The organism is Ardenticatena maritima, from assembly GCF_001306175.1.
Lineage (GTDB): Bacteria > Chloroflexota > Anaerolineae > Ardenticatenales > Ardenticatenaceae > Ardenticatena > Ardenticatena maritima.
Genome location: NZ_LGKN01000005.1, coordinates 132,740 through 157,524, shown reverse-complemented (window position 1 = coordinate 157,524; position 24,785 = coordinate 132,740). Strand labels below are relative to the sequence as shown.

General features: G+C 58.1%; 19 protein-coding genes and 6 tRNA genes. 19 read left to right on the top strand and 6 right to left on the bottom strand.

Translation table 11 applies throughout. The features are described from left to right. The first annotated feature begins 79 nt into the window (after positions 1 to 79). Positions 80 to 994 (top strand): tetratricopeptide repeat protein, encoded by a 915-nt coding sequence (locus SE16_RS08610; protein ID WP_054492064.1) that lies wholly within the window; start codon positions 80 to 82, stop codon positions 992 to 994. Between the two features lie 87 nt (positions 995 to 1,081). Here SE16_RS08610 and purN read toward each other — a convergent pair whose 3' ends face one another. Together purN and gltB are read right to left on the bottom strand one after the other, a co-directional pair. Next, the gene (purN, locus tag SE16_RS08605) at positions 1,082 to 1,729 is read right to left on the bottom strand and encodes a phosphoribosylglycinamide formyltransferase (RefSeq protein WP_054492063.1); all 648 of its coding nucleotides are present in this window, start codon (positions 1,727 to 1,729) and stop codon (positions 1,082 to 1,084) included. 283 nt (positions 1,730 to 2,012) lie between these two features. Further along, positions 2,013 to 6,407, bottom strand: a complete 4,395-nt coding sequence (gltB, locus tag SE16_RS08600) for a glutamate synthase large subunit (RefSeq protein WP_054492062.1) — start codon at positions 6,405 to 6,407, stop codon at positions 2,013 to 2,015. Between the two features lie 334 nt (positions 6,408 to 6,741). On the opposite strand from gltB, the gene SE16_RS08595 reads away from it, so the two are divergent. The 12 genes from SE16_RS08595 (at position 6,742) to SE16_RS08540 (ending at position 13,754) form a co-directional block, all read left to right on the top strand. Further along, positions 6,742 to 6,814: transfer RNA gene (locus SE16_RS08595), tRNA-Lys, on the top strand. 499 nt (positions 6,815 to 7,313) lie between these two features. Continuing rightward, positions 7,314 to 7,386: transfer RNA gene (locus tag SE16_RS08590), tRNA-Ala, on the top strand. A gap of 26 nt (positions 7,387 to 7,412) precedes the next feature. Continuing rightward, positions 7,413 to 7,486: transfer RNA gene (locus SE16_RS08585), tRNA-Val, on the top strand. 22 nt (positions 7,487 to 7,508) lie between these two features. Continuing rightward, positions 7,509 to 7,581: transfer RNA gene (locus SE16_RS08580), tRNA-Ile, on the top strand. A 25-nt stretch (positions 7,582 to 7,606) separates the two neighbouring features. After that, positions 7,607 to 7,678 (top strand) — tRNA-His (locus SE16_RS08575). 7 nt (positions 7,679 to 7,685) lie between these two features. Beyond that, positions 7,686 to 7,762 (top strand) — tRNA-Pro (locus tag SE16_RS08570). 102 nt (positions 7,763 to 7,864) lie between these two features. Beyond that, positions 7,865 to 8,419, top strand: a complete 555-nt coding sequence (gene dcd, locus SE16_RS08565; RefSeq protein WP_054492061.1) for a dCTP deaminase — start codon at positions 7,865 to 7,867, stop codon at positions 8,417 to 8,419. Positions 8,420 to 8,421: 2 nt separating this feature from the next. Beyond that, positions 8,422 to 8,901, top strand: a complete 480-nt coding sequence (locus SE16_RS08560) for an NUDIX hydrolase (RefSeq protein WP_082373976.1) — start codon at positions 8,422 to 8,424, stop codon at positions 8,899 to 8,901. Positions 8,902 to 8,933: 32 nt separating this feature from the next. Beyond that, positions 8,934 to 10,088 carry a glycosyltransferase family 4 protein gene (locus SE16_RS08555; protein WP_160316937.1) on the top strand — a complete coding sequence of 385 codons (1,155 nt, stop codon included), beginning with the start codon at positions 8,934 to 8,936 and terminating at the stop codon, positions 10,086 to 10,088. Beyond that, the gene (locus SE16_RS08550) at positions 10,085 to 11,518 is read left to right on the top strand and encodes an undecaprenyl-phosphate glucose phosphotransferase (protein WP_054492058.1); all 1,434 of its coding nucleotides are present in this window, start codon (positions 10,085 to 10,087) and stop codon (positions 11,516 to 11,518) included. The genes SE16_RS08555 and SE16_RS08550 overlap by 4 nt, the downstream gene beginning before the upstream one ends. Before the next feature lie 125 nt (positions 11,519 to 11,643). Beyond that, positions 11,644 to 13,068, top strand: a complete 1,425-nt coding sequence (locus tag SE16_RS08545; RefSeq protein ID WP_054492057.1) for a sensor histidine kinase — start codon at positions 11,644 to 11,646, stop codon at positions 13,066 to 13,068. Beyond that, a complete protein-coding gene (locus SE16_RS08540; RefSeq protein WP_054492056.1) occupies positions 13,065 to 13,754 on the top strand; it encodes a response regulator in 690 nt (229 codons plus the stop codon). Before SE16_RS08545 ends, SE16_RS08540 begins: the two co-directional genes overlap by 4 nt. Here SE16_RS08540 and SE16_RS08535 read toward each other — a convergent pair. The 4 genes from SE16_RS08535 to SE16_RS08520 form a co-directional block, all read right to left on the bottom strand. Continuing rightward, positions 13,730 to 14,068 (bottom strand): hypothetical protein, encoded by a 339-nt coding sequence (locus SE16_RS08535; protein ID WP_054492055.1) that lies wholly within the window; start codon positions 14,066 to 14,068, stop codon positions 13,730 to 13,732. The two genes, SE16_RS08540 and SE16_RS08535, sit on opposite strands and share 25 nt — an antisense overlap. Before the next feature lie 10 nt (positions 14,069 to 14,078). Then, positions 14,079 to 14,618, bottom strand: coding sequence for a hypothetical protein (locus SE16_RS08530; protein WP_054492054.1), 540 nt, complete (start codon positions 14,616 to 14,618; stop codon positions 14,079 to 14,081). A gap of 69 nt (positions 14,619 to 14,687) precedes the next feature. Next, positions 14,688 to 15,284, bottom strand: coding sequence for a DUF981 family protein (locus SE16_RS08525; protein WP_054492053.1), 597 nt, complete (start codon positions 15,282 to 15,284; stop codon positions 14,688 to 14,690). Between the two features lie 173 nt (positions 15,285 to 15,457). Further along, positions 15,458 to 16,834 carry a hypothetical protein gene (locus SE16_RS08520; RefSeq protein ID WP_054492052.1) on the bottom strand — a complete coding sequence of 459 codons (1,377 nt, stop codon included), beginning with the start codon at positions 16,832 to 16,834 and terminating at the stop codon, positions 15,458 to 15,460. Positions 16,835 to 17,058: 224 nt separating this feature from the next. Here SE16_RS08520 and SE16_RS08515 point away from each other — a divergent pair, with 224 nt between their 5' ends. The 6 genes from SE16_RS08515 to SE16_RS08490 all read left to right on the top strand — a co-directional run bounded on the left by SE16_RS08515 (position 17,059) and on the right by SE16_RS08490 (position 24,768). After that, positions 17,059 to 18,081 carry a LacI family DNA-binding transcriptional regulator gene (locus tag SE16_RS08515; RefSeq protein ID WP_054492051.1) on the top strand — a complete coding sequence of 341 codons (1,023 nt, stop codon included), beginning with the start codon at positions 17,059 to 17,061 and terminating at the stop codon, positions 18,079 to 18,081. A gap of 187 nt (positions 18,082 to 18,268) precedes the next feature. Further along, positions 18,269 to 19,771, top strand: coding sequence for an ABC transporter substrate-binding protein (locus SE16_RS08510; RefSeq protein WP_054492050.1), 1,503 nt, complete (start codon positions 18,269 to 18,271; stop codon positions 19,769 to 19,771). A 106-nt stretch (positions 19,772 to 19,877) separates the two neighbouring features. Continuing rightward, a complete protein-coding gene (locus SE16_RS08505; RefSeq protein ID WP_054492049.1) occupies positions 19,878 to 20,864 on the top strand; it encodes a carbohydrate ABC transporter permease in 987 nt (328 codons plus the stop codon). Between the two features lies 1 nt (position 20,865). Then, positions 20,866 to 21,963: a carbohydrate ABC transporter permease gene (locus tag SE16_RS08500; RefSeq protein WP_200907183.1), complete on the top strand. Its 1,098-nt coding sequence runs from the start codon at positions 20,866 to 20,868 to the stop codon at positions 21,961 to 21,963. Positions 21,964 to 21,973: 10 nt separating this feature from the next. Beyond that, positions 21,974 to 23,893, top strand: coding sequence for a glycoside hydrolase family 3 protein (locus SE16_RS08495; protein ID WP_054492048.1), 1,920 nt, complete (start codon positions 21,974 to 21,976; stop codon positions 23,891 to 23,893). Continuing rightward, positions 23,893 to 24,768: a glycoside hydrolase family 16 protein gene (locus SE16_RS08490; protein ID WP_082373970.1), complete on the top strand. Its 876-nt coding sequence runs from the start codon at positions 23,893 to 23,895 to the stop codon at positions 24,766 to 24,768. Before SE16_RS08495 ends, SE16_RS08490 begins: the two co-directional genes overlap by 1 nt. Positions 24,769 to 24,785 lie beyond the last annotated feature (17 nt).

Below are 24,785 nucleotides of genomic sequence, written 5' to 3'. Positions count from 1 at the left end.
ATGCACCTACCTTAAGGAAGCAAACACACAGCGACGCCCCCAACCGGTTGATTGGTTTTGGTCCCTCTGAGGAGGCTGTATGGAACATGTAACTGATGCGCAAACACTCTTCATCCAGGCGATGGATGCCTTGCAAGATGATGCCTACGAAGAAGCAATGGAATTGCTCTATGCCGCTCTCGATGAGATGCAGAACACGCCCGAGCCTGACCGCACGTTTCTGGCGACATTGCACCTCGTGTTGGGGCAAGTCAATGCCGATGTGGATGAAATCGAACAGGCACGCGAACACTTGACCATTGCCCACGATTTGTACCGCGACCTTGATGACCCCGTTGGGCGTGCCCTGGTGCGTTTGGAACTGGGCGAATTGGCGTTTTGGGAAGAACAATACACCGTTGCCCAAAAACATTACCAACGTGTTCTCGAACTCCTGGACGATGGACAGGAACTCGAAGCGCAAGCCATGGCGCTTATGCGGTTAGGCGCCATTGCGTTTGAAGAAGACGAAATTGAATTGGTGCGTTCCTACTACGAACGCAGTTTGCGCCTTTTTGAGGCGCTTGGGGATATGCTGAGCGCGGCTGGTGTCGTGATTGAATTGGCGAACGCCCTGCAAAATGAAACCCCCGCCGAAGCCGAAGCATTATTCCAGAAAGGCTACACCCTCGCCAAAGAAGCCGGGAGCAACTATCTCGCATCGCTTGCAGCGCACGGGTTAGGCGTTCTGGCTGCTAACCGTGGAGATTGGCAACAAGCCCGAGACTATTACCACCAGGCGCTTGATTTGAAAATCATGAGTGGCGACTATGAGGGGCAAATTTTCACCTATTTGGCATTAGGCGCCGCCGAACGCGAACTGGGCAATGAAACGGAGGCGCGGCGTCTTTGGAAGCGTGCAGTTGAATTGGCGCGCCGCGAAGGGATGGAGGAAATAGAAGACATTGCGCAAGCCCTTATCCGAAGTGAGCCCATTGATTGGGTGGGGCGCTAAACCGCAATCCATGCCCGACAAAAGGAAAAGCCCGATACTCTCCCCCCGCAGAGAGTACCGGACTTTTCCACCCCCACACACGTCAGATCAGGCCTGCTCTGACTGATGGTCTTGTTGTCGCTCCTCAATCATCTGCCGCAAGACATTGACCAGCATCTCACATTTCACACGGTAGAACCGTTCTTCAACGTCCGCCAATGTGTCGAATTCATAAATCGGCACCCGCTCCGCTGCCAGAACCGGCCCTGTTTGCATGGGATCACGCAAAATGTGCGCGGTAACCCCCGTTTCGCGAATCAAGCCGGCGGTAAAGGCGTCGTACACGCGCGAAACTGGGTTGCGCATGTACGGATCGAACACCGGAAATTGCCCCGGCAAGCCTTCATGCAAGTTGATGACACGGTTCGGGAAGCGTTCCAGGAACGTTTCCCCCAGTGGGAGCGCCCACTCTGCCAGCACAACCATATCTGCACCTAACGCCTCAATTTTGTCAGCCAACTCACGCTCAAAGTCGCGCTCCGTGAGCCCCCGAAAGCGATAGTCGGACAAGTCATGGGCGAAGGCAGGCACACCTTCGCGCTCGGCGCGAAGCAGCCCGTAGGCGTAGGGCTCATGCGAGAAGACACCGACGACTTCGGCGTCGAGTTCGCCGCGGCGGCAGGCGTCTAAAATCGCCTGCATGACGCCCCCCGAACCGGAGATGAGAATGGCTAACCGAACTTTTGGTGCAGTCATGGGAGCCTGCTCCCTTCTTTCTGTTGACGATTCACCTGGCCATGGTGTCGGCAACGGTGTTTCGTCATCGTTGTTTCTATCATACTCGTTTTGTATTACGATCTCTATAACCATTTTGGTTCCTCTGCATAGACGTGCCAAAGTCCTGAAACGCTATGACCACATTCCTATTGGTGAGAAAGGGCTCTATCAAACAAAACGTCCCACGCGCCTCAATTAGGGACGCAAAACGGGCGCCCGTGTGAGCGCCCGTTGCTCGCTTCCGCCTGATGGTAAAGAAATGTTAGCGACGAGGAGCCACTTTGACAAATTTGGTGCGCGCTGTCTCCCATTCCGCTAACAGTGCGGCGGCTTTGCGGCTGTGTGTGTAGAAGCGGTGGCATTCGATGAGTGCGCGTACCTGTTGCTCGTCTTCCTCGTTCAATGGTGTGGCTTCTACAAACTCACCGTTGAAATGATCGGCAAAGGTGCCGTCTTCATCGTACACGTAGGCCATGCCGCCCGACATGCCGGCTGCAAAATTGGGACCAACCGTCCCCAGAATGACGACCACGCCGCCGGTCATGTATTCACATCCATGCGCGCCAACCCCCTCGACAACGCCTGTCGCGCCGGAGTTGCGAACGGCAAAGCGGTCGCCGGCGCGCCCGGCAACGTAGAGTTGCCCACCGGTTGCGCCGTAAAGTGCAACGTTGCCAATGAGCGGGGCTTCGGTTTCCCAAGCGGCATTGCGTGGCGGTGCGATGATGATCTTGCCGCCGGCAAGCCCCTTGCCCACATAGTCGTTGGCGACTCCTTCCAGGTGCATGGTTGTGCTGGGAAGGGCAAATGCCCCAAAACTCTGGCCGGCGTAGCCGTCGAACCGCAGGGTGATGGTGTCGCTGGGCAAGCCGGCGTCGCCGTAGCGGGTGGCGAGTTCGCCGGCCAGGCGGGCGCCCACGCTGCGGTTGGTGTTGTGGAGCGTGTAGGCGCGATGGGCGCGTCCATAGAGCCGAATGTCATGCAAGACTTCGCGCGTGATGGTCAGTTCCAGGTCTGATGGGCGGCGGTTGGCGTCCACAATGGCGCCTTCGTAGCGGCGCGTTTGCTGGGGCGGCGCAAGCAGGCATTGCACGTTGATGGGCGCGTCGTAGGTGCGGGCGGGACGCAGAAGGTCGGTGCGCCCGATGATTTCATCCAGGCTACGCGCCCCCAATTGCGCCAACATGCTGCGGATGTCTTCGGCAACGTAGAGGAAGAAAGCCATGATGTGTTCCGGTGTGCCGTCGAATTTTTCGCGCAAGATGCCTTTTTGCGTGGCGATACCCACAGGGCACGTGTTTTTGTGGCAGACGCGCGCCATGATGCAGCCTTCGGCAATCAACGCCGCCGTCCCAAACGAGAATTCATCGGCGCCGAGCAGGGCGGCAACTACCACGTCACGGGCGGTACGCAAGCCGCCGTCAACGCGGAGGCGCACACGGTCGCGCAAGCCATTGGCGACGAGGACTTGTTGCGTTTCAGCCAAGCCCAACTCCCACGAGACCCCCGCATGCTTGATGCTGCTGAGCGGTGATGCCCCGGTGCCGCCGCTGTGCCCGCTGATGAGCACCACGTCCGCGCCGGCTTTCACCACGCCGGCGGCAATCGTGCCGACACCGGCTTGCGCCACCAGTTTGACGCTGATGGTGGCGGTGGGGTTGATGGTGCGCAGGTCGTAAATGAGTTGCGCCAGGTCTTCAATGCTGTAAATGTCGTGGTGCGGCGGCGGTGAGATGAGCGTGGTGCCGGGTTCGGTGTGGCGGATCGCGGCGATTTCCACCGTGACTTTGTGCCCCGGCAGGTGGCCGCCTTCGCCTGGTTTCGAGCCTTGCGCCATCTTGATTTGCAGCTCGCGCGCCGACATGAGATAGGCGGGCGTGACGCCAAAGCGCCCACTTGCCACTTGTTTGCAGGCGCTGTTGCGCTCGGTGCCATACCGGTCAGGGTGTTCGCCCCCTTCGCCGCTGTTGCTCATGCCGCCGAGGCGGTTCATGGCAATGGCCAGTGTTTCATGGGCTTCGGGTGAAAGCGAACCGAATGACATGGCGGCTGTCGAAAAACGGCGCACGATAGAAGTAGCCGGTTCAACTTCATCAATGGGAATGGGCGTACTTTCGACGAATTCGACGAAGTGGCGCAAATCGAAGGGCTTTTCGCCGTCCACCATGGCGGCGTAGCGGCGGTAGATGGCAAAGCCTTCGGCAAAGTGCCCATTGAGCGCCCCAGGGGTGCGCACGGCTTGTTGCAACGTGCGTACCACAATGGGGTTGAAGGCGTGGTATTCGCCGTCTTTCTTGAATTTGTAGAAGCCGGGGCTGGGCAGTTCGGGCACGGCGCGTTCTTCGCCAAACGCGTTGCGGTGCCATGCTAGCACAATTTCGCCCAGCGCTTCATATCCTACACCGCCCACACGCGAGGGGGTGCCGCGGAAGCATTCGTCCACAACCTCATCGGCAAGCCCCAGAATCTCGAAAATTTGCGCGCCGCAATAACTTTCCACCGTGGCAATGCCCATTTTCGCCATGATTTTCAGCAAGCCGTCTTCCAGGGCGTGGATGACACGCGCCACGGCTTCGTCGGCGTCGAGCGTTTCCCCACGGAAGCCGTGCTCCCCAATTGCAACCGCCGTCTCAAAGAGCAACCAGGGGCTGACAGCGTTCGCGCCGTAGCCGATGAGCACAGCCACCTGGTGGGGGTCGCGGGCTTCGCCGCTGAGCACAACCAGGGAACAGCGTGCGCGCAAGCCGACGCGCAAAAGGTGGTGGTGAACAGCGCCGACCGCCAGCGCCGCGGGGAACGGTGCATGTGCCGGTGATACGTGGCGGTCGTCCAGCACGAGAATGCGCGCCCCGTTGCGTACCGCCGCTTCAGCCTGGGCGCAGAGGGTGCGCAGATGGTCGCGCATGCCGCGCGCGCCGTCGGCGGTGGGGAAGGTGGTGTCAAGTACCACGGCGCGGAACGCGGGGTTTGTTTCACCCAACGCCAACACCTGCTCAACATCATGCGGCGTGAGGAAGGGCGATGTCAGCACCAGGCGGCTGCTCAAGTCGGTATGACGTTCCAGAATGGACGGCAGTGCGCCCAGGTGCACGCGCAACGAGAACATGGCGCGTTCGCGCAGGTGGTCAATAGGCGGGTTCGTGACTTCGGCAAAACGCTGGCGGAAGTAGTGGAAGAGCGGGCGCGGCAGGTCGCTCAACACGGCGTGCGGTGTGTCGTCGCCCATTGCGCCGATGGGTTCTTTGGCGTTCCATACCATGGGGGTGATGATGACCTGCACTTCTTCGGACGTATAGCCGAAAACGGCTTGCTGGCGCGTCAGGGTGTCCTGGTCGGGAACGGCGGGCGCGTGATGTGGTGTTTCCTGCACCCGCAGCGTCTGCGCAACCGCTTCTGCGTGCAGGTCGGCGGCAATGCGGCTTTTCAGGGCGTCGTTGCGTTCGATAATGCCCAGTTCGATGTCGGCAGCAATCATCTCACCTGGTCCCAGGCGCCCATGCTCAACAATCTCGGCGGGGTCGAGTTCAGCGGCGCCGGCTTCACTGGCAACAACCAGAAGCCCGTCGCGGGTGATGTCGTAGCGCATGGGGCGCAGCCCGTTGCGGTCGAGCCGTGCGCCGGCAATGCGCCCGTCGGTGAAGCAGACGGCAGCGGGACCGTCCCACGGTTCCATGATGGCGGCGTGGGCGGCGTAGAACGCACGCACAGGTTCGGGCATGTGGGGGCGGTTTTCCCACGCATCGGAGAGCATCATCAACAAGGCTTCGCGGATGTCGCGACCATGGCGCACCAGCAGTTCCGCCACGTTGTCGAGCATCGCCGAATCGCTTCCCGCTTCATCAATGACGGGGGTTTCCTCGGCGGGAATATCCACTTCGCGGGCTTTCATCCAGTTGACGTTGCCCTGCAAGGTGTTGATTTCACCATTGTGGCAGAGCAAGCGCATCGGTTGGGCGCGCGCCCAAGCGGGTTGTGTGTTCGTGCTGAAACGTGTATGCACAACCGCCACTGCGCTCCGACAAAGCGGGTTGCTCAGGTCGAGATAAAACGCCGGCAGGTCTTTCGGCAGAATCATGCCTTTGTACACAATCGTGCGGGACGAAAACGAGGTGATGTAGGCATCGCATCCAGCAGTGCGCCAGCGTTTTTCAGCGGCTTTGCGGGCTCGGTAGCAAGCCATCTCGAACGTTTCGGCGTCCCACCCGTCCGGGCGAGCAACGAACAGTTGGCGCAAGCGGGGACAGGTTGCGCGTGCTAATTCACCCAACGCATCGGGATTGACGGGGGGCTCGCGCCACCCGATGATGACAAGACCCGCGTCGCGCGCGGCTTCTTCCAGCAAGGCGTCGGCGCGCAAGTCATCGTGGGGCAGAAAACAGTTGGCAACAGCGAACGTGCCGGGCACAGCGGCTCTATCGTGCTCGGCGAGCCAGGCAGCAAAGAGGTCGGTGGGCAGTTGCAGCAGAATGCCGGCACCGTCGGCAGTACGGCCATCGGCGTTGACAGCGCCGCGATGGGTCAGATTGTGAAGCGTGCGCAAAGCCCGTTCGACCAACTCGCGAGTGGCGCCACGGCGTGTTTCAGCCAAGACGGCTACGCCACAAGCATCGTGGTCCAAGCGTTGGTCGTAAAGTGGATAGAGGTTTTGGGAAATCACGGCGCACCTCCTCGCGTCCGTTGGTTGGCGTTTGAAGGAACAGAGACCATGGCGGACGCCATTGACCGCGCATTGGGCAGTGTATCTAAAAGAAAGTGGGCTGTCGTCATGCAGATGGACCAACTCGATCGAGGGGAAAAGACCATTTTTACGTGACAAATGGGGCATGTGGTGCATGTCAAGTACCCAAATGGGGTATGATGGGTGAGCATGTATGCGATACAACAGCGTTTGTGTGAAGATGCTTGGAGGCGCTTGACAAAAAAGATACTTTGTTCATAATAAAGCCTTGTCAGGCGGGGGACTCGTCCCCAGCCGTGCACATTGACAATTTGGGTCGCTAACTCAATCGGCAGAGTACCTGCCTTTTAAGCAGGGAGTTCAGGGTTCGAGTCCCTGGCGACCCACTTGCCCGCAGGGGAATCGCCCTCGGAGACAAGCAAGGGGTCCGTCGCTGTCCTGCGCATGCAGGGCAGAGGAACTTCCCGACTCCCCGCCCCGGCCGTCTTGGCTGGGAAGGCCACCCACCGAAACCGTAAGGTGGGGCACCGTCGTGGTAACGCGGCGGTGACGCAAGACGGCAACAGAGAGTAGTCCCGCCGATGGCCGCACATGTGCGGCACAGGTAAGGGGTGAAAGGGTGGGGTAAGAGCCCACCGGCGTCAGCAGTAATGCTGGCGGCCAGGCGACTGCGCTGGCTGATGGGGAGCAAGGCGGGTGGGGCAGGCTCACGTATGTGGGTTTGCTCCCGCCGCAGCGGCGACCGCGAGGGTGGGTAACACCCACCAAGCGAGGAGCCGCCTCCACCAGTCGGTGGAGAGACAGATGACGGACACACCGCTTCGGCGGTGGAACAGAATCGGGAGTACACCTGCTTGTTGTGCAGAGGGCGGTTGGGCATGGCGTGGGCCCGTAGCTCAATTGGGAGAGCACTTGGTTTGCATCCAAGGGGTTGCAGGTTCGAGTCCTGTCGGGTCCACCTGTGAGTGGCTCCTGCTGGAACGCGGGCAAGTAGCTCAATCGGTTAGAGCACTTGGCTTACATCCAAGAGGTTGGGGGTTCGAGTCCCTCCTTGCCCATTGTGCTGGTAAGGGCAGGCGCGGGCCCTTAGCTCAGCGGTTAGAGCGGCCGGCTCATAACCGGTTGGTCGCTGGTTCGAATCCAGCAGGGCCCATTGACAAAGAAAGATGTGTTGCGTGGCGGCCATAGCTCAAAGGCAGAGCACCTGGTTGTGGCCCAGGAGGTTGTGGGTTCGAGCCCCACTGGTCGCCCTTGTGTCGGGGCGTGGCGCAGCCCGGAAGCGCGCTTGCATGGGGTGCAAGAGGTCGGAGGTTCAAATCCTCTCGCCCCGACCACGAAAAGCCCGAGGATTTCCTCGGGCTTTTTGCTTTTGTCGTGCGGGCGTGATGGTGGTACTCTACCGCGCGCAATTCGATTTCGGTCAAAGGAGGAGGCACATGTCCATTCAACCCGATACATGGATTCGCAAGATGGCGCTGGAACATGGCATGATTGAGCCGTTTGTGGATCGCCAGGTGCGTGAAGGGGTCATCAGCTATGGATTGAGTTCGTTTGGATATGATATTCGCATTGCCGATGAGTTTTTGATTTTCACTCCCAACCCGTACAACACGGTGGTGGACCCCAAGGAGATTGACAAGCGCGCCTTTACTCGTTTTCAGGGTGAGGTCTGTGTGATTCCCCCGAATTCCTACGCGCTGGGGCGCTCGGTTGAGTATTTCCGCATTCCCGAAGATGTGATTTGTATTGTGTTGGGGAAATCAACCTACGCCCGCTCGGGGATTATTGTGAATGTGACACCGGGCGAGCCGGGGTGGGAAGGCCACTGGACGATCGAAATCAGCAATGCGACGCCTTTGCCGGCGAAGATTTACGCCAACGAAGGCATTGCGCAGGTTTTGTTTTTGCGCGGCGCGCGCCCTGAAATCACGTATGCCGATAAGCGCGGTAAATACCAAGGGCAACGTGGTATTACGCTTCCCCGGTTGTAGCCATGCATGCGCCTGCAAACCGCTTGTCGCCACGGGTTGCCGTGGGGTTGGTCATTCTCCGCAACAGTTCTCCTCTGCCCGATGTTTTGCTTGTGCGAAGGGGCAAACCGCCTATGCGGGGCTATTGGTCGTTGCCGGGCGGTTCGGTGGAGTTGGGGGAAACGCTTGCTGAGGCGGCCATACGTGAGGCGCGCGAGGAAACCGGCTTGACGGTGCAGGTGGGGCCGGTGCTTACCGCGGTGGACGCTATTGACCGCAACGCGGATGGGGAAGTGCAATACCATTACGTGATTGTAGATATCGTGGCTTTTGTGGATGAGGGTGCGGTGGCGATCCCCAGTGATGATGCCGATGATGTGATGTGGGTGGCGGCCGACCGTGTCGAACATGTGCACCCCTTGACGCCTCAGGTGCCGCGTGTTGTGCAATTGGCGCTGACGTGGATTGAACGGGGGATGCTGATCCCCCCATGGCGTTTGTAAGTTTGCCTGGCTATGTTTATAATCGCCTGCCTATGAGCGAGCAAACGTTGCGGATTGCACTCAATGCACAATTGTTGAATTTAGATTCTTCATATCGAAGCGCCGGAATTTCGCAATACATTTACGGCTTGCTACGCCATTTGCCGGCGCAAAGTAAGCGATTTCAATATTACGTGCATACTGGCGAAGCCAAAGCCGTGCTGGACGGCATGCAACGTTTGCTCACGACGCGGCACACGAAACGCCCGTTGGTGCGCATTGTGTGGGAGCAGGTCGTCTGGCCGTTGGCGCTGCAGCGCCTGCAACCCGACCTGGTTCACGGTCTGGCATATGTGTTGCCGTTGGCGTATCGTGGCAAGGGTCTTGTGACCGTGTACGATTTGACCTTTTTGCGTGTACCCATGGCGTTTCGCGCGCCCAACCGGCTCTATTTGCAGACCATGACACGCCTGGCGGTACGTCGTGCGGCGCATGTGTGTGCTATTTCGGAAAGTACACGGCGCGATATTGTGAAGACGTTGGGCGTGCCTGAATCGTCGGTCAGTGTGGTGTATCCGGGTGTTGATGAGCGGTTTCGTCCGGCGTCGCCGGAGGCGTTGGAGGCGTTTCGCCGACGGCACGGGTTGCCGGAGCGGTATGTGCTCTACCTGGGCACGTTGGAGCCGCGCAAGAATGTGACAACGCTGGTACGCGCGTATGCGCGCCTGGTGGCGCGTGAGCCGCAAACACCGCTCCTGGTGCTTGCCGGCGCGAAGGGGTGGTATTTTGAAGATGTGTTCGCCGAAGTGGAACGGTTAGGATTGCAAGAGCGCGTGATGTTTCCGGGGTATGTACCGGCTGAGGAACAGGCGCTCTGGTATAGTGGCGCTGAGGTTTTTGTCTATCCGAGCCGCTATGAAGGGTTTGGTATGCCGGTGGCGGAAGCGATGGCATGCGGAACACCCGTCATTGCCAGCACAGCGGCGAGTTTGCCGGAAGTGGTGGGGGATGCCGGATTGCTGGTGCCGCCTGATGACGAGGTGGCGCTGGCTGACACACTGGCGCATGTTCTGGCAAACCGTGAGGTGCGCGAGGCGCTGAGCGCCGCGGGACGCCGGCAAGCCGCCAAATTTTCATGGCAGGCAGCGGCGCAAGCACAGGTGCGCATTTATGAGCAATGTGCGGGAGCCAAGGAGGGGGCTTTATGAGCAGGAAACCAACCATCAATCCCTGGCTGGTACGCTTGGGAATGATGGCGTTGGATGCGATTTTGATCAATGTGGCGTTTTTTGCCGCCTACTACATGCGGTACGTCCTGGAATGGGGACGTCCCGTTGACCCTGCCTTCCAGGTGCCATACCGCCAGTATCTGGCGGTGGCCTTGGTGTATACGCTCCTGGCATTGCTGACATTTGCCGTCGAAGGGTTGTATCACCGTCGCCGTACAGCGTCGTTGCTCGAAGAGTTGTATGCCATTTTCAATGGTACGACTACCGCTGTGGTGTTGATGATTGCCGTTTTCTTCTTCTATCGCCCCCAATTCTACTCGCGCTTAATTTTTGTGTATGCCGCTCTGCTCACTATGGCGCTTTTAGGTGCGGCGCGCATTGTGGAGCGCATTGTGCTCTACCAATTGCGCAAGCGCGGGATTGGTGTTGCGCGGTTGCTGATTGTCGGTGGGGGTGAGACCGGGCGCACGCTGATGCGCCATGTCATGGCGCACCCCGAGTTGGGGTACGAGATTGTGGGCTTTGTGGATGACGACCCGCAACGTTTGCAGCATATCGGGCGGTTCAAGCCTTTGGGCACCACAGATGAATTGCCGCGGCTGGTTGAAGAATTGCAGGTGGATGAGGTCATTATTACGTTGCCGTGGCAGTATCACCGCAAAATTATGCGCATTTTGGCGCAGTGTGAGCGCCAGAACGTGCGTAGCCGTATCGTGCCCGATATGTTCCAATTGAGCTTGAGCCATGTGGACTTTGATGATATCAAGGGCATTCCCATTATTGGTATCAAAGAGCCTGCGTTACATGGGTGGCGCTTTACCGTCAAGCGGTTGATGGATGTGGTGTTGGCTTCGGTGTTGCTGGTGATTGCAGCCCCGTTGATGGCGCTGATAGCTCTGCTCATCAAACTCGATTCGCCGGGGCCGGTGCTCTTCAAACAGACGCGGGTGGGGCGCTTTGGCAAACCGTTCACGATGTACAAGTTCCGCACGATGTACGTCAATGCCGAAGAGATGCTGGAAAAGCTCAAGCAGTATAACGAAGCCGACGGCCCACTGTTCAAAATGCGCAATGACCCGCGTCGTACGCGTGTGGGGCGCTGGCTTCGCAAATTCAGCCTGGATGAGTTGCCGCAGTTGTGGAACGTGCTCAAAGGCGATATGAGTTTGGTGGGGCCGCGGCCTGGGTTGCCGAGCGAAGTGGAGCAATACGAACCCTGGCACCGCAAGCGGCTGGAAGTGCCCCCTGGGTTGACCGGCTTGTGGCAAACCAGTGGGCGCAGTGATGTCTCGTTCGATGAGATGTGTTTGCTGGATATTTACTACGCTGAACACTGGTCGCCTTTGCTGGATGCGATTATTTGCCTCAAAACGATTCCGGCTGTGCTCACGGGGCGCGGGGCGTATTGATAAAAACGAGCGGGAATATGAGACCAAGCGGTACGCTGAGCGTGCCGCTTTTTCTTTTTTTGCAAAAGACGATTTGGGGGCATACTCTATCTTAGCCAGGCGAAATATCGCAAAGAGGTTCGGATATGCGTGAAGCGTTGGCGCTCTTCTTCACCACTAACCAGGTGTTGATGCATTTTATCACCGGGCAGGTCTTTTTTGTGTTGGGGCTTTTGCTGGCGATTCAATCGCGCCGACACAGTCGCCTGGCATTGGCGCGTGTGTTGGGATGGTTGGCGGGGTTTGGTGTGCTGTTGAGTTTGCACGAGTGGGGTTTTGTGTTCTTGCCGGTTCAATCGGCTTATTTGCCGCAACCATTTCTTGATTTGTTGAAAGTTGTGCATGTGGGGGTGTTGGGCGTTGCTTTTGGCTTGCTGTTTCAGTTTGGCGTTGAAAGTTTGCGCCCGCTGGCACGCCCATGGCTTTGGCTGCGTTTTCTGCCCGCCTTCGTCGTCATCGTCTGGGGAGTGGTTGTGTTTCTGCCCGGTTTGGCGGCGGCGGCTACTTTTGATGCCTGGTTTGCCACGAGCGAAACGAGCGCACGGCTTTTCATAGGCGTTCCAGGTGCGCTGCTGGCGGCGTATGGCTTGCGGCGGCAGGCGATGCTTATTCCGCCTTCATTAGATGTGCGGCGAATTTCCGCGATGTTGCGCATTGCCGGCTTGGCGTTTGTGGCGTTGGCGGTGTTTGGTGGGGTGGTGGCGCCACGCACGCCTTTCTTCAATGAAGAGCAATTGTGGGCGTGGACTGCGATTCCTATTGAGGCGTATCGTGCGCTGGTGGGATTGGTGCTCCTGGTCAGCATGTATCGCGTGGTGGAAGTGTTCAACATTGAACTTGACCGCCGGCTGACCAGCATGGAAGAAGAGCAGTTGCTGTTGGCTGAACGCGAGCGCTTGGGGCGTGAGTTGCACGACCGCACGTTGCAATCCATTTATGCGGCGGGGTTGCTCTTGCGTTCTGTTTTGCAACGTGTGCACGATGATGCCTCGCTTGCGGCATTGGTGGAGCAGAGTTTGACCTTGTTGAATGACGCTGTGACTGATATTCGCAACCATATCGGCTTGCTGAAGCCACAGCCTACCGGTGGCAACCTGGTGGCGGCGCTGCGTGAGGCGGTACGCCAGTCTCCCGTGCATTCGTTGGCGGATGTCGAAACCATTTTTGATGTTGCGCCCGATGCTGTGTTGGAAAGCGGGGCATTGGGACATTTGCTGATGATTGTGAATGAGGCGTTGAGCAATGTCGCACGCCATGCCGAGGCGCGCCATGTGTGTGTACAGGTGCGCCAACAAGATGGAACGGTGCTTGTTGAAATTGCCGATGACGGTCAGGGGTTCCCGGCGGATGTGGTTCCTGGATACGGATTGCGCACCATGCAGGAGCGGGCTCGCCTGCTGGGCGGCCATTTGGAGATTGAGACAGCCCCCCAACGTGGCACGACTGTGCGGCTGACCGTGCCGTTGTGCCATGAGCAGACCAAATCCTGGCAACACGAGGTGGCCTCATGAGCAAGACGATTCGCATTCTCTTGGTGGATGACCATGCGGTCGTGCGCGTGGGGTTGCGGGCGTTGCTGGACGCCCAGCCCGATATGGAAGTGGTCGGTGAAGCCGCGACAGCCGCGGATGCCGTGCGGCAATGTGCCATGTTGCGCCCCGATGTGGTGCTCATGGATATTCGCCTGCCTGACCGAACGGGGATTGACGCGTGCGCAGAGATTCGGCGCATGGGGATGCCCTGCCAGGTGCTCATGCTAACCTCGTATGCCGACGATGCTTTGGTGTTGGACGCGCTCAAAGCCGGGGCGGCGGGGTATGTGCTGAAACATCTCGACACCGACGATCTGGTGCGGGCGATTCGTGCTGTTGCCGAAGGTGATGCCGTGCTCGACCCCAAGGTGACGGCGGCGGTGGTGGCGCAGGTGCAGAAAGCCGAAGAAGAGCAGCGGCGTGCCGCGTTTCGTGATTTGAGCGACCGCGAACTTGAAGTGCTGGCGTTGGTGGCGCAGGGGAAAAGTAACGCCGAGATTGCCGAGATATTGACGCTCAGCCCGGTAACGGTGCGCAACCATGTGAGCACCATTTTGCAAAAATTGGGGCTTTCCAATCGTATTGAAGCCGCTACATATGCCGTGCGGCATGGCATTGATGTACTGGTGCCTTCACCCGGTCAGCCGCCTGATGAGAGGAAATGAAGGAGCGGCGGGAACGTCAGTGCCAGCGCCCCAGCCAGGAGAGCGGCAATTGTCCACACAATCGGTCGCCACGCCACGGTGCGTTGCCGCCAGCGCCAATGCAGAAGCCCCCATGCTGTGAGCCACACCAGAAGCATGCTGATGTGCTTGCCGCCAAATGCGCCGATACGCCAGTTCAGCCACGCACGCCAGGATGCGGCGGAAACGCTCATCAGCAGAGTGAGCACGCCGAATGTGCAGACGGCGAGCGCAGCCGCTACCAGTGCTGCGGCAGCCCCGCCGTTGGTGTAGCGTGAAGATGGTTCTGACGGCATAGCGCCCTCCTTATTTCAACGGTGCGATTTTCGCCACCAAAACTCCGAGCATGGCGGCAATACCCGTCAGCAGAAATGCCAGCGTGAACAAGCCTATCGTCACACGTCGCAATATGCGGTCGTGCGTCAGATGGCGACCGTAGGCAAACGCGATGAAAGCCACGCTGGTGGTCAGCACAGGGGTGAGCCAGGAAATGTTGACTTTCCATTCCATGCCGAAGGTGTGCCAGGCGCGTAGTTCGGGCGAGGAAAGCAGATAAGCGCGGGGATAGTCCGTAAGATCAGCGCCGGGCGGCGGCGCCGCGTAATACCATGGTCCCAAAATGCCCGATCCCGTCAGGACAATCACCCATGAAAGCAACGCCGTGATCCAGATACCATGGCGTAAACGGTGCAGGAAGCGGTGCAGGTCTTTGTGCAGCCAGGTTGTATCCCATCCGTAGGAGACCAGCCCTAACAAGCCCGCTGAAAAAGCCAGTAGGAACGCGCTCCCCAGCACGATACCATGGACAATGAGCCAGAGCGTCCGTTCGCTGATGAGTGTTGCCATGGCGGCCTCCCTTTCAGCAGAGAAAGGGGGCGGTGGGAAAGCCGCCCCCATAGATGTACGCCTTCTCGTTTAATGTCCGGCGACCACTTCTTCAATGTGCCCGTAGAAGCCGAGCACACCTGTCAGGGCGGCAGCCGCAGCCATGACGACCAGCACGATCACACCCAGCCACGCCAGTTTGCGGCGGTTTTCTTCGTTGGCGTAAGCGTATGGCAGCATGCCGATACTGGCAAGACCAGCCGCCAGCCAGAGGATAAAGGTCACCGTGGGACGGCGCGTCAGGTCGAAATCGAGGACGGCGCGCGCCCCTTGCAGCAGGTAGAGACCAATGACGGCGGACGGCCAGGCAAGCGCGGTCAGGGACATGTTGTTGTAGAGCAAGAAGCCGGCGATGATGAGCATGAACGAGAACAAGCCGGTCGTCACGCCGAACAGTTCAGAATAGTGCCCGGCTGGAAAACCCGCCCAGTCAGTCAGAATCAATTGGGCGAAACCGCCAAGCGAGAACAGCCCTGTGATGAAGAAAATCGCGCCGAATTGCTTGCGAATTTCGGGCGTTTCTTTGCCCATCGCCACGTATGCCAGATAGGCTGCGCCGGCTGCACCGGCGGCGGTGACGAGCGCCAGAATGAGAATCAGCGGGTTGTGTGAACTTAACGTAGACATGGCACCCTCCTCGTGTCGAGTCGTGTGTGTTTGCTTTCTCACATCCGCCTCTACCATACCAGGTGGACGCCCTGTTGTGCAGGTGCACCTGACCCAATTTCACTAGTGCACCTGACCCATTGCACACAAAAACGCCACCCGTAGCGGGTGGCGCGAGAAGGGCGAGTGTACTCTTAGAGCCCCAGCCAGCGGCGAAGGCGCTTACGCCAATTCCCGAACGTGCGCGGTGTTTGCCCGCAGACGCGCCCATTTTGCCCGTTGACCACCACCATAAAGGGTGTCGTGTGCGTGCGCAGGGTGTAGCGCGAAAGCCAGAACGGGACAAGCACCAGTTTGAAGGCTTCCACGTACATGCGGCTTGAATCAACGTGGAAGCCTTCGATAGCGCTCAGCGTATTGGAAACTTTCACCTGGCGTTCAAGGCGCTGGCGTTCATGTGTGAGTGTGGCGCTGCGTGCGACAATTGAGGCGTCAGCGGGTGGAATCGCATACGTTTCAGCCGGCCAACCCGCCAGATATTCGGATGCGAACGGTTGCACGCCGCGAAAATCGAATGTGCGGACACAGGGGGCGAGGTCGGCGGGGAGAGAATGGGTCGCAAGGACGGGAATGTCATCCGCCAGAACAGGCCATTCGCTGCGCACAATTTCTTCTGTAGGGCCACCCAATCCTGAATTCCAGAAGCCTATCTCGTCATCGTTGCGCGTGCGCACGATGCGGTAGGTGTAAATGAGCACGCCGCCGATGTCGAACGTCCACACTGGCAGATAAACGCCATGTGGCGGTTCTACGTGTGCGACGCTTTTCATCTTTTGCGCGGTCAGCCAGGCGCGAATGGCGTGCTCGGCCTCGTTGGCTGAAAGATGCATGGGGATAACGCCTTCGGGCGGCACAATATCGCGCGTTTCTTCCTGTTCCGCAACGTATGCCGAATGGCAGTACGGGCATGTGAAGGCGAGCGAGAGTGTTTCGGAGAGGTAGGTGGCGCCGCATGTGTGGCAGGTAAAGGTGCGGGCGCGTGTGGCGGATGTGTGTCCGCGTCGGGTGACAAGGTCAACAAAAAAGTCGCGCTCTTCAACGGCGGCGCCTTCATCCAGGGCTTGGAGCAATGAGACCGTATGACCGCAGTGGGCGCAATGCAATTTGGTGCCTTGGGGCAAGAACGCCAGTTGCCCGCCGCATTGGATACAGACGAACCGCCGCGCTTCCGAAGGGTGGGCGGCGGGCGCTGCGTTTTCCGCGGAAGTGGGCTGGTTCGGGTCAATGATATCGTCAGGGTCGAGCCGCCCTTCCAGTTGGGCTAATGCACGCCGTGCTTCGGGGTGCCAGGGGTCAAGCGCAAGCGCCTCGTGCAGATAGCGACGTTTGTGTGCGGGGTCGGCTTGAATGGTGGCAAGGAGATAGAGCGTTTGGACGCGTTGCTCGCGGGTGATATCGCGCATGAGCAGCCATTCCAGCAGGAATTGGGCTTCTTCGTGGTCGCCTGCTTTCACGGCGCCAATAGCGCGTTGCAACAACACACGATTTGATTCTTCGGAGATGTTTTTCATCGCGCCCTCCCTGGTGAATTGTACTTCACGGGAGAGCGAGGGCGCAAATGGAGGCAAACCGTCTTCCTTTCACACACCCGTGGTGAAAGCGCTTTCGCAAAAACAGCCCCAAAATGGAGATTTTTCTGAAAATTGGGGCAAAAACCTCTTGACAAGCGCATGTGAATTTTGTATACTGGCTGCGCCTGCTGAAAACGCTTTCACAAATAAAGGGAAACGCTTTCATGAGCAAGCGTCCACTCCGCATTGCGGATATCGCAAAAAAGGCTGGCGTCTCACCTGCAACCGTCTCGCGCGTCTTGAACAACCACCCCTATGTGCGCGACGAGATTCGCCAGCGTGTGCTGAAAATCATCGAGGAAACGGGCTATCAGCCCAACCTTGCCGCGCGTTCGCTGGCAACCCAGCGCACCGGTATCTTGGGGTTTGTGATTCCGCGCACGGTGCACACCTTCTTCTCGGATCCCTATTTCGCCCGTGTGACCGAAGGCATTGCGCAGGCATGCAACGCCCACGACTACACCCTCTCGTTGTTCCTCTTTTACACCGTGGAAGATGAACGCCGCATGATTCCGCGCCTGACACGCAAAGGCCTAGTGGACGGCATTATCGTGCAATCCACCCACTTGCAAGATGAAGTGTTGATGCGGGTTATGGATGGCGAAGTGCCTTTTTTGCTGGCGGGGCGACCGGTTGCCCCCTTGAATGTGAGCTACATTGACGTGGATAACGTCGCAGGGGGGTATCAAGCGACGGTGCATTTGCTTCAGTTAGGGCGTAAACGTGTCGCGACCATTGCAGGGCCTTTGACCACCTCGGCGGGGATTGACCGCCTGGAAGGGTATCGCAAAGCCTTGCGTGAGCGGGGCTTGCCGGTTGACGAGCAGTTGATTGTGGAAGGCGATTTCACCGAAATGGGGGGCTACTACGCGATGCGCCGACTGCTTCCCCTCGAACCGGACGCCGTTTTCGTCGCCTCGGATGGTATGGCGGTTGGCGCTTTGCGCGCGATTCGTGAAGTGGGCAAACAGGTGCCGCGTGATATCGCCATTGTTGGTTACGACGATTTGCCGATTGCGCAATCTACAACACCGCCGCTGACAACCATTCGCCAGCCGATTTTGCGGTTTGGCGCGCGGGCGGTTGAGGTCCTGCTTGACATCATCGAAAATGGCTCCTCGCCGCCGCGACGTGTTGTGTTAGGAACAGAATTGGTTGTCCGTGCCTCATGTGGGGCAACAATTTAGGGGAAAGAGAAGTTAGTGGAAGAAGAGGGAAAGTTTTTTTGTGGTCATAGTGAAACCGATTTCATCTTTTCATGAAAGGGGGTGAGAACGGGAACGCAAAAAGTGTTGAAGCATGCTTGTTGGAAAGATTTCGTTGTTGAATCGTTGTCTGCTGGCAACTTGCAAAGTAAGAAGGGGGATTGTTCTTATGAAGAAAAAACTGTTACTCACATTGACGCTCTTTGTGATGCTCTTCTGGGTAGCGGCGTGTGGCGGTGGTGAGGAATCCACCCCGGCGACGGAAGAGCCGGCCGCTGAAGCCCCGGCGCAGGAAGAACAGGCGCAAGAAGAGCCAACTGCTGAACCGGCGGAAGAACCGGCGCAGGAAGAATCCAGCGGTGGCGAACGCGTGAAAGTGCGCTGGTTCGTGGGTCTGGGCGCCGGCACGGACGAAGGCGCTATTCCGCCGCAAGAGGAATTTGTCAAGCGCTTCAACGAAAGCCAGGACAAAATCGAGCTGGTGCTCGAAATCGTGGACAACGCTGCCGCATATGACGCGCTGGCCACGCAGATTGCCGCGGGGAACGCGCCCTGTATCGTCGGTCCCGTCGGGATTCGCGGGCGTGACTCGTTCAAAGGCGCCTGGTTGGACTTGCAGCCGCTCATTGAGAAGTACAACTACGACATGAGCGACTTCGACCCGGCGATGATCGAGTTCTACCAGGTGAAGGAAGAAGGGCAGTTGGGTATTCCCTTCGCCATTTACCCCTCGTTTGTCATCTATAACAAAGACCTCTTCGATGAAGCCGGTTTGCCCTATCCGCCGGCGCACCATGGCGAACCCTACATTGACGAAAACGGCGAAGAACACGAATGGAACATTGAAACGCTCACCGAACTGGCCAAGAAATTGACGGTGGATGTGAATGGTGAAGACGCGACGTCGGAAGCCTTTGACCCCGACAACATTGTCCAGTTTGGGTGGATGAACCAGTGGACCGACGCCCGCGGTATCGGGACCTTCTTTGGCGCGGGTTCGTTGGTGGATGAAAACGGCAACGCCCAGGTGCCGGAACATTGGCGTGAAGCCTGGAAGTGGTACTACGGCGGTATGTGGAAAGAATGGTTCATCCCCAACGGTCCTTACGGCGGCGCCGACTTCCTGCAAGGTCCTGGTGGTCCCTTCTCGTCGGGCAACATGGGGATGATTCACATTCACCTCTGGTATGTGGCGCCGTGGGCGTTGGGTGAAGCCGACTTCGACTGGAACCTGGCGGCAACGCCGGCTTACAACGGCAAGATTACGGCGAAGATGCACGCCGACACCTTCGGTATCTTGAAGGGCTGCCCGACGCCGGACGAAGCCTTTGAAGTGCTCACCTACATGCTCAGCAAGGAACACGCGCCGGAACTGCTCAACATCTACGGTGGTATGCCCGCGCGCCTCTCGTTGCAGGATTCGTTCTTCCAGCAGTACCAGGAAGCCAACTTCCCCGACAAGACCGACATCAACTGGGACGTGGTGCGTGAAGCCGTGGCTTACGCCGACAACCCGAACCACGAAAGTTGGGTGCCGGGCTATCAGGAAACATCGGACCGCTTGAACCAGTTCTGGGATAAGCTGTCCAACACGCCCGACCTGGACGTTGACGCTGAAATTGATGCCCTGGTCCAGGACTTGCAGAAGATTTTCGACGCGAATCGCGAGTGAGCAGGCGGGGTACACTCTTTTCCTCCTGGTGGGCTTGTGTCACCCATACGTGGGTGGCACAAGCCCCACCCACAGGCAGGGGCAATGTTGAAAAGGAGTTCCACCTATGGCAATGGTAGAAGATATTCGATCGGCTTTCACGTCATTGCGGCAGGCGCGCAGACGGCCTATGTCTCGCCTGGAACGGCGAGAAATGATATGGGGGCTTTTCTTCCTGAGCCCATGGATGATTGGGTTTTTGCTCTTTTATTTGTTTCCGATGATTGCCTCGTTTGGCTTCTCTTTGTATGACTTCAATCCGGCTGTCCCCGACCAAGCCAAATTTATTGGTCTTGAAAACTGGCGGCGGGCTTTGTTCGAGGATCGCGAAGTTTGGCTTTCGTTTTGGCGGACAATTCAATTTGCCTTGATTTCTTTGCCGGTACACCTTGGTTCAGCGCTCTTTATTGCCATTTTGCTGAATTCCAAGCATGTCATTGGGAAGAGTATTTACCGTACGCTCTTCTACATGCCCACAATGATTCCCCTCGTCGCTACTGTCTTGATTTGGAGCGGCGTCCTCAACGAACAAACCGGTTGGATCAATGTCATCATCGAAAAACTGACCGGCTTTGACGCAACCGGACGAAATGGATTGCGCTGGCTTGCCGACCCCAATCTGGTTTACATTGCGTACACGATGTTTGGCTTATGGGGGATTGGCAACGCCATGATTGTCTTCCTGGCGGGGTTGCAGGGTGTGCCCACTGAACTCTATGAGGCGGCTGAAATTGACGGCGCCAATTGGTGGCAGAAACTGCGCAAAATTACCATTCCCATGATTACCCCCGTCGTTTTCTACCAGTTGGTGTTGGGGGTCATTGGCGCACTGCAATACTTCCTCGCACCTTTCGTCTTGAACGGCGGTTCCGGTTTTCCCGAAGGAAAAACACGCTTTTACATGATTTACTTCTACAAACAGGCTTTCGCCTTCTTCAACATGGGATATGCGGCAACGTTGGCGTGGCTGATGTTTATTGTGGCCTTGATTGTGACCATCATTCTCTTCGGAACGGCGCGCTACTGGGTCTATTATGCGGCAGAGGAGCGATAAAATGGCGGCAGAACCTGGCACGTACACACAGACGCAAGAACGCTCGCCGATGTATGCGAAAACGCTATTGCCAAAGCGTGTTCGCGAATGGGTGTTGAACGTCACGCTTACTGGGCTGACAATTTTGCTCCTGGTGGCGTTTCTCATCCCCATGGCGTATGGCGTGACCACGGCTTTGAAAACCAACAATCAATTTTCAGAACCGGGGGCGCCGTGGTGGCCTGCACGGGCGCGTACTTTCGAGTATGAAGGCGAAGAATATGAAGTGTATCTGGTGCCCATTGATGGCGAAATCAAGCATATGGCGCTTTACAAGAAAGGGCGCAAAACAAGTTTGTTGATTGATATCGAGCACCCTGAGCAGGGACCGATTGAATGGGAAGGAAACTGGCGCCAGTTGGAACGTGACTGGGAGTTTGCCCCCCAGTGGCAAAACTTCAAACGCGCCTGGGATACCATTGATTTCCCGCTCTTGCTCCGCAACACGCTGATGTATGCTGGGATTACGACGTTTGGCGCGGTGATGTCAGCGGCGGTGGTGGCGTATGGGTTTGCGCGTTTCCGCATTCCGGGCAAGCAAATTCTCTTCATGCTGATGCTTTCGACGGTGATTTTGCCCGGTGCGGTGACACTGATTCCCACGTACTACGTTTTCTTGAAAATTGGCTGGGTGGGAACCTGGTTGCCGCTCATCGTACCGGCTTTCTTCTCATGGGGAACCAACGTCTTCTTGCTGCGTCAGTTTTTCTTGACGATCCCGCGTGATTTGGATGAGGCCGCCATGATTGACGGCGCGAACCCGTTGCGCATTTTCCTCTCGATCCTCTTACCGATGTCCAAACCGGCATTGACGGCTGTCGCGCTGTTCCACTTCTTCTGGGCGTGGAACGACTTCTTTGGCCCGTTGATTTACCTGGCCGGTCATCCTGAAAAGTTCCCCATTACGGTGGGTTTGACGCAGTTCAACAATCTGTATTCGCAATCAACCAACCTGATTCAAGCGGCGTCGCTCATTTCGGCGGTGATTCCGTTGTTGGTCTTCTTCTTTGCGCAACGCATCTTCATGCAAGGTGTGGTGATTACCGGTGTTGAAAAATAGAGGAGGGGGGATGACGCTTCGGCGCACACTCTTCATTCTGCTTGTGGCGTTGGGCGTCGGTGCATGTGGGGGGCAAGCAAGCCCCCCACAACAGTCTCTCGCCACGGAGACGCTTGCCTCGCCCACGGCGTCGCCAACGGAGATGCCGCCGACACCTGCACCGCCGCTCTACACACAGCCAGATGCCGATATTGATGCGCGGGTGGACGATCTGCTCTCGCGGATGACGCTGGCTGAGAAAATCGGGCAGATGACGTTGATTGAAAAGAACAGTATCTCGCCGGACGAGGTGCGCGAACTCGCCATTGGTGGTGTGCTCAGCGGTGGCGGCGGGTATCCCAAAGATGAAAATTCCCCCGAAGCGTGGGCGCGCATGGTGGAAGCGTACCAGCAAGCCGCCCTGGAAACGCGCTTGGGTATCCCCATTCTCTACGGGGTAGATGCTGTGCATGGGCATAACAACGTCTATGGCGCCACCATTTTCCCCCACAACGTGGGGCTGGGCGCGGCAAACGACGCCGAGTTGGTGGCGCGCATTGGACGGGCGACCGCGGTCGAGATGGCGGCCACGGGCATTTACTGGAACTACGCGCCCGGTGTGATGGTTCCGCAAGATATTCGCTGGGGGCGCACGTATGAAGGCTATGCCGAACGCCCCGAACATGTGGCGGCGCTGGCAAGCGCCTTTGTGCGCGGTTTGCAGTCGCCCGATATTGCCCCGCCCAATCTGGTCATGAGCACCCCCAAGCACTACCTGGGCGATGGCGGGACGGCGTGGGGCACCGGCGATAGCGGCTACCAGATTGACCAGGGCGATACGCAGGTGGATGAGGCCACGATGCGCGCCCTGCACCTGCCGCCCTATCAGGCCGCTATTGAGGCTGGCGCGAAGGTCATCATGGCGTCGTATTCCAGTTGGAATGGTGAAAAACTGCACGCCAGCCTCTATTGGCTCACCGACGTTCTCAAAGGCGAACTCGGCTTTGATGGCTTCGTGGTCTCTGATTGGGGCGCTATTGACCAGATTTCCCCCGACTATTACGAGGCTGTGGTGACGGCGATCAACGCGGGCATTGACATGAACATGGTGCCCTACGACGCGCGCCGCTTCATCACAACGTTGACGCAAGCCGTGGAAGCCGGCGATGTGCCCGAAGCGCGCATTGACGATGCTGTGCGGCGCATTTTGCGCGTCAAGTTCCACATGGGCTTGTTCGAGCACCCAATGGCGCATGCTGAATTGCTCTCCGAGGTTGGCAGTGCGGCGCACCATGCACTGGCGCGCGAGGCTGCCGCCAAATCGGCGGTTCTGCTCAAAAACGAGGGGAACGTGCTCCCGCTGTCCAAGGATGTTGGGCATCTGTTTGTTGGGGGCTTGGCCGCTGACAACATGGGGATTCAAGCCGGCGGCTGGACGATTGAATGGCAGGGCAAAACGGGCGACATCATCCCTGGGACAACCATTTTGGAAGGCATTCAAGCCGCTGTTTCGCCCCAAACCGTGGTCGAATACAACAAGTTCGGCAACTTCCAGGGCGACCCCTCAGCCGACGATGCGGTTTGTATCGCCGTGGTGGGCGAATCGCCCTATGCGGAAGGGCGCGGGGATAGCGCCGACTTGCGCTTGCCCACCAAGGAAATACGCACGCTGAACCGCATGGAAGAGGCATGCGCTCGCTTGGTGGTGGTGCTGGTTTCAGGGCGTCCCTTGATTGTGACGGATCACATTGACGCCTGGGATGCCTTTGTGGCGGCGTGGCTCCCTGGAAGCGAGGGCGCGGGAGTGGCTGATGTGCTCTTTGGCGAACGCCCCTTCGTGGGACGTTTGCCCTACACGTGGCCGCGCAGTGTCGAACAGGTGCCGTTGGGGCGCTCTGACGAGCCGCCCTTGTTCCCTTATGGCTTTGGGTTGACCACTGAGGGAGAATGATGGGCAAGAGACAGCGCTTTCTCGCCGCCCTGGGGGCGTATCTGGTGGGGGGAATGGTGTTCGGTGTGCTGGTGGGGTGTGCAGTTGGAGGTGCCCCTGAACCATCACCCACCGCGACCACGCCGCCCCCCACGCCTACCCCTGAACGGTGGGTGCTGGAATGGGAAGATGATTTCTCGCAGGATATTCGCGAATCGAACAACTGGCTGTTCGATAAAGGCGCCAGCGGTTGGGGGAATCGCGAATGGCAATACTACACCGACCGACCGGAGAATGCCCGTGTTGAGGACGGGGTTTTGATTCTGGAAGCACGCAACGAGGAATACAGCGCCTGGTCGTACACGTCCGCCCGCATCAAAACGCAGTATATGCATGCGTGGACGTATGGGCGCGTTGAAGCCCGTATCAAACTGCCGCCGGGCGGCAAAGGCATTTGGCCCGCTTTTTGGATGCTGGGCGAAGATATCGCCACCAAAGGATGGCCCGAATGTGGCGAAATTGACATCATGGAGAACATCGGCAACCCGCGCGAAGTGTATGGCACCGTGCATGGTCCCGGCTATTCAGGCGCGGGGGGCATTGATGGACGCTTTGTCAGCGATGTGTCGCTGGCGGAAGATTTTCACATCTACGCTATTGAATGGACGCCTGACGACATTCGCTGGTATGTGGATGAGACGCAATATCACCAGGTGTTCCGCGAGCATGTGCCCGGCGAGTGGGTCTTCGACCATCCGTTCTTCATTTTGCTGAATGTGGCCGTAGGTGGTGAATGGCCTGGCTATCCCGATGAGACAACGCCGTTTCCTCAGCAAATGCTGGTGGATTATGTGCGTGTCTATCGCGATACAACGTTGACGCTTCCTTCACCATAGGAACACGCAACGGAGGG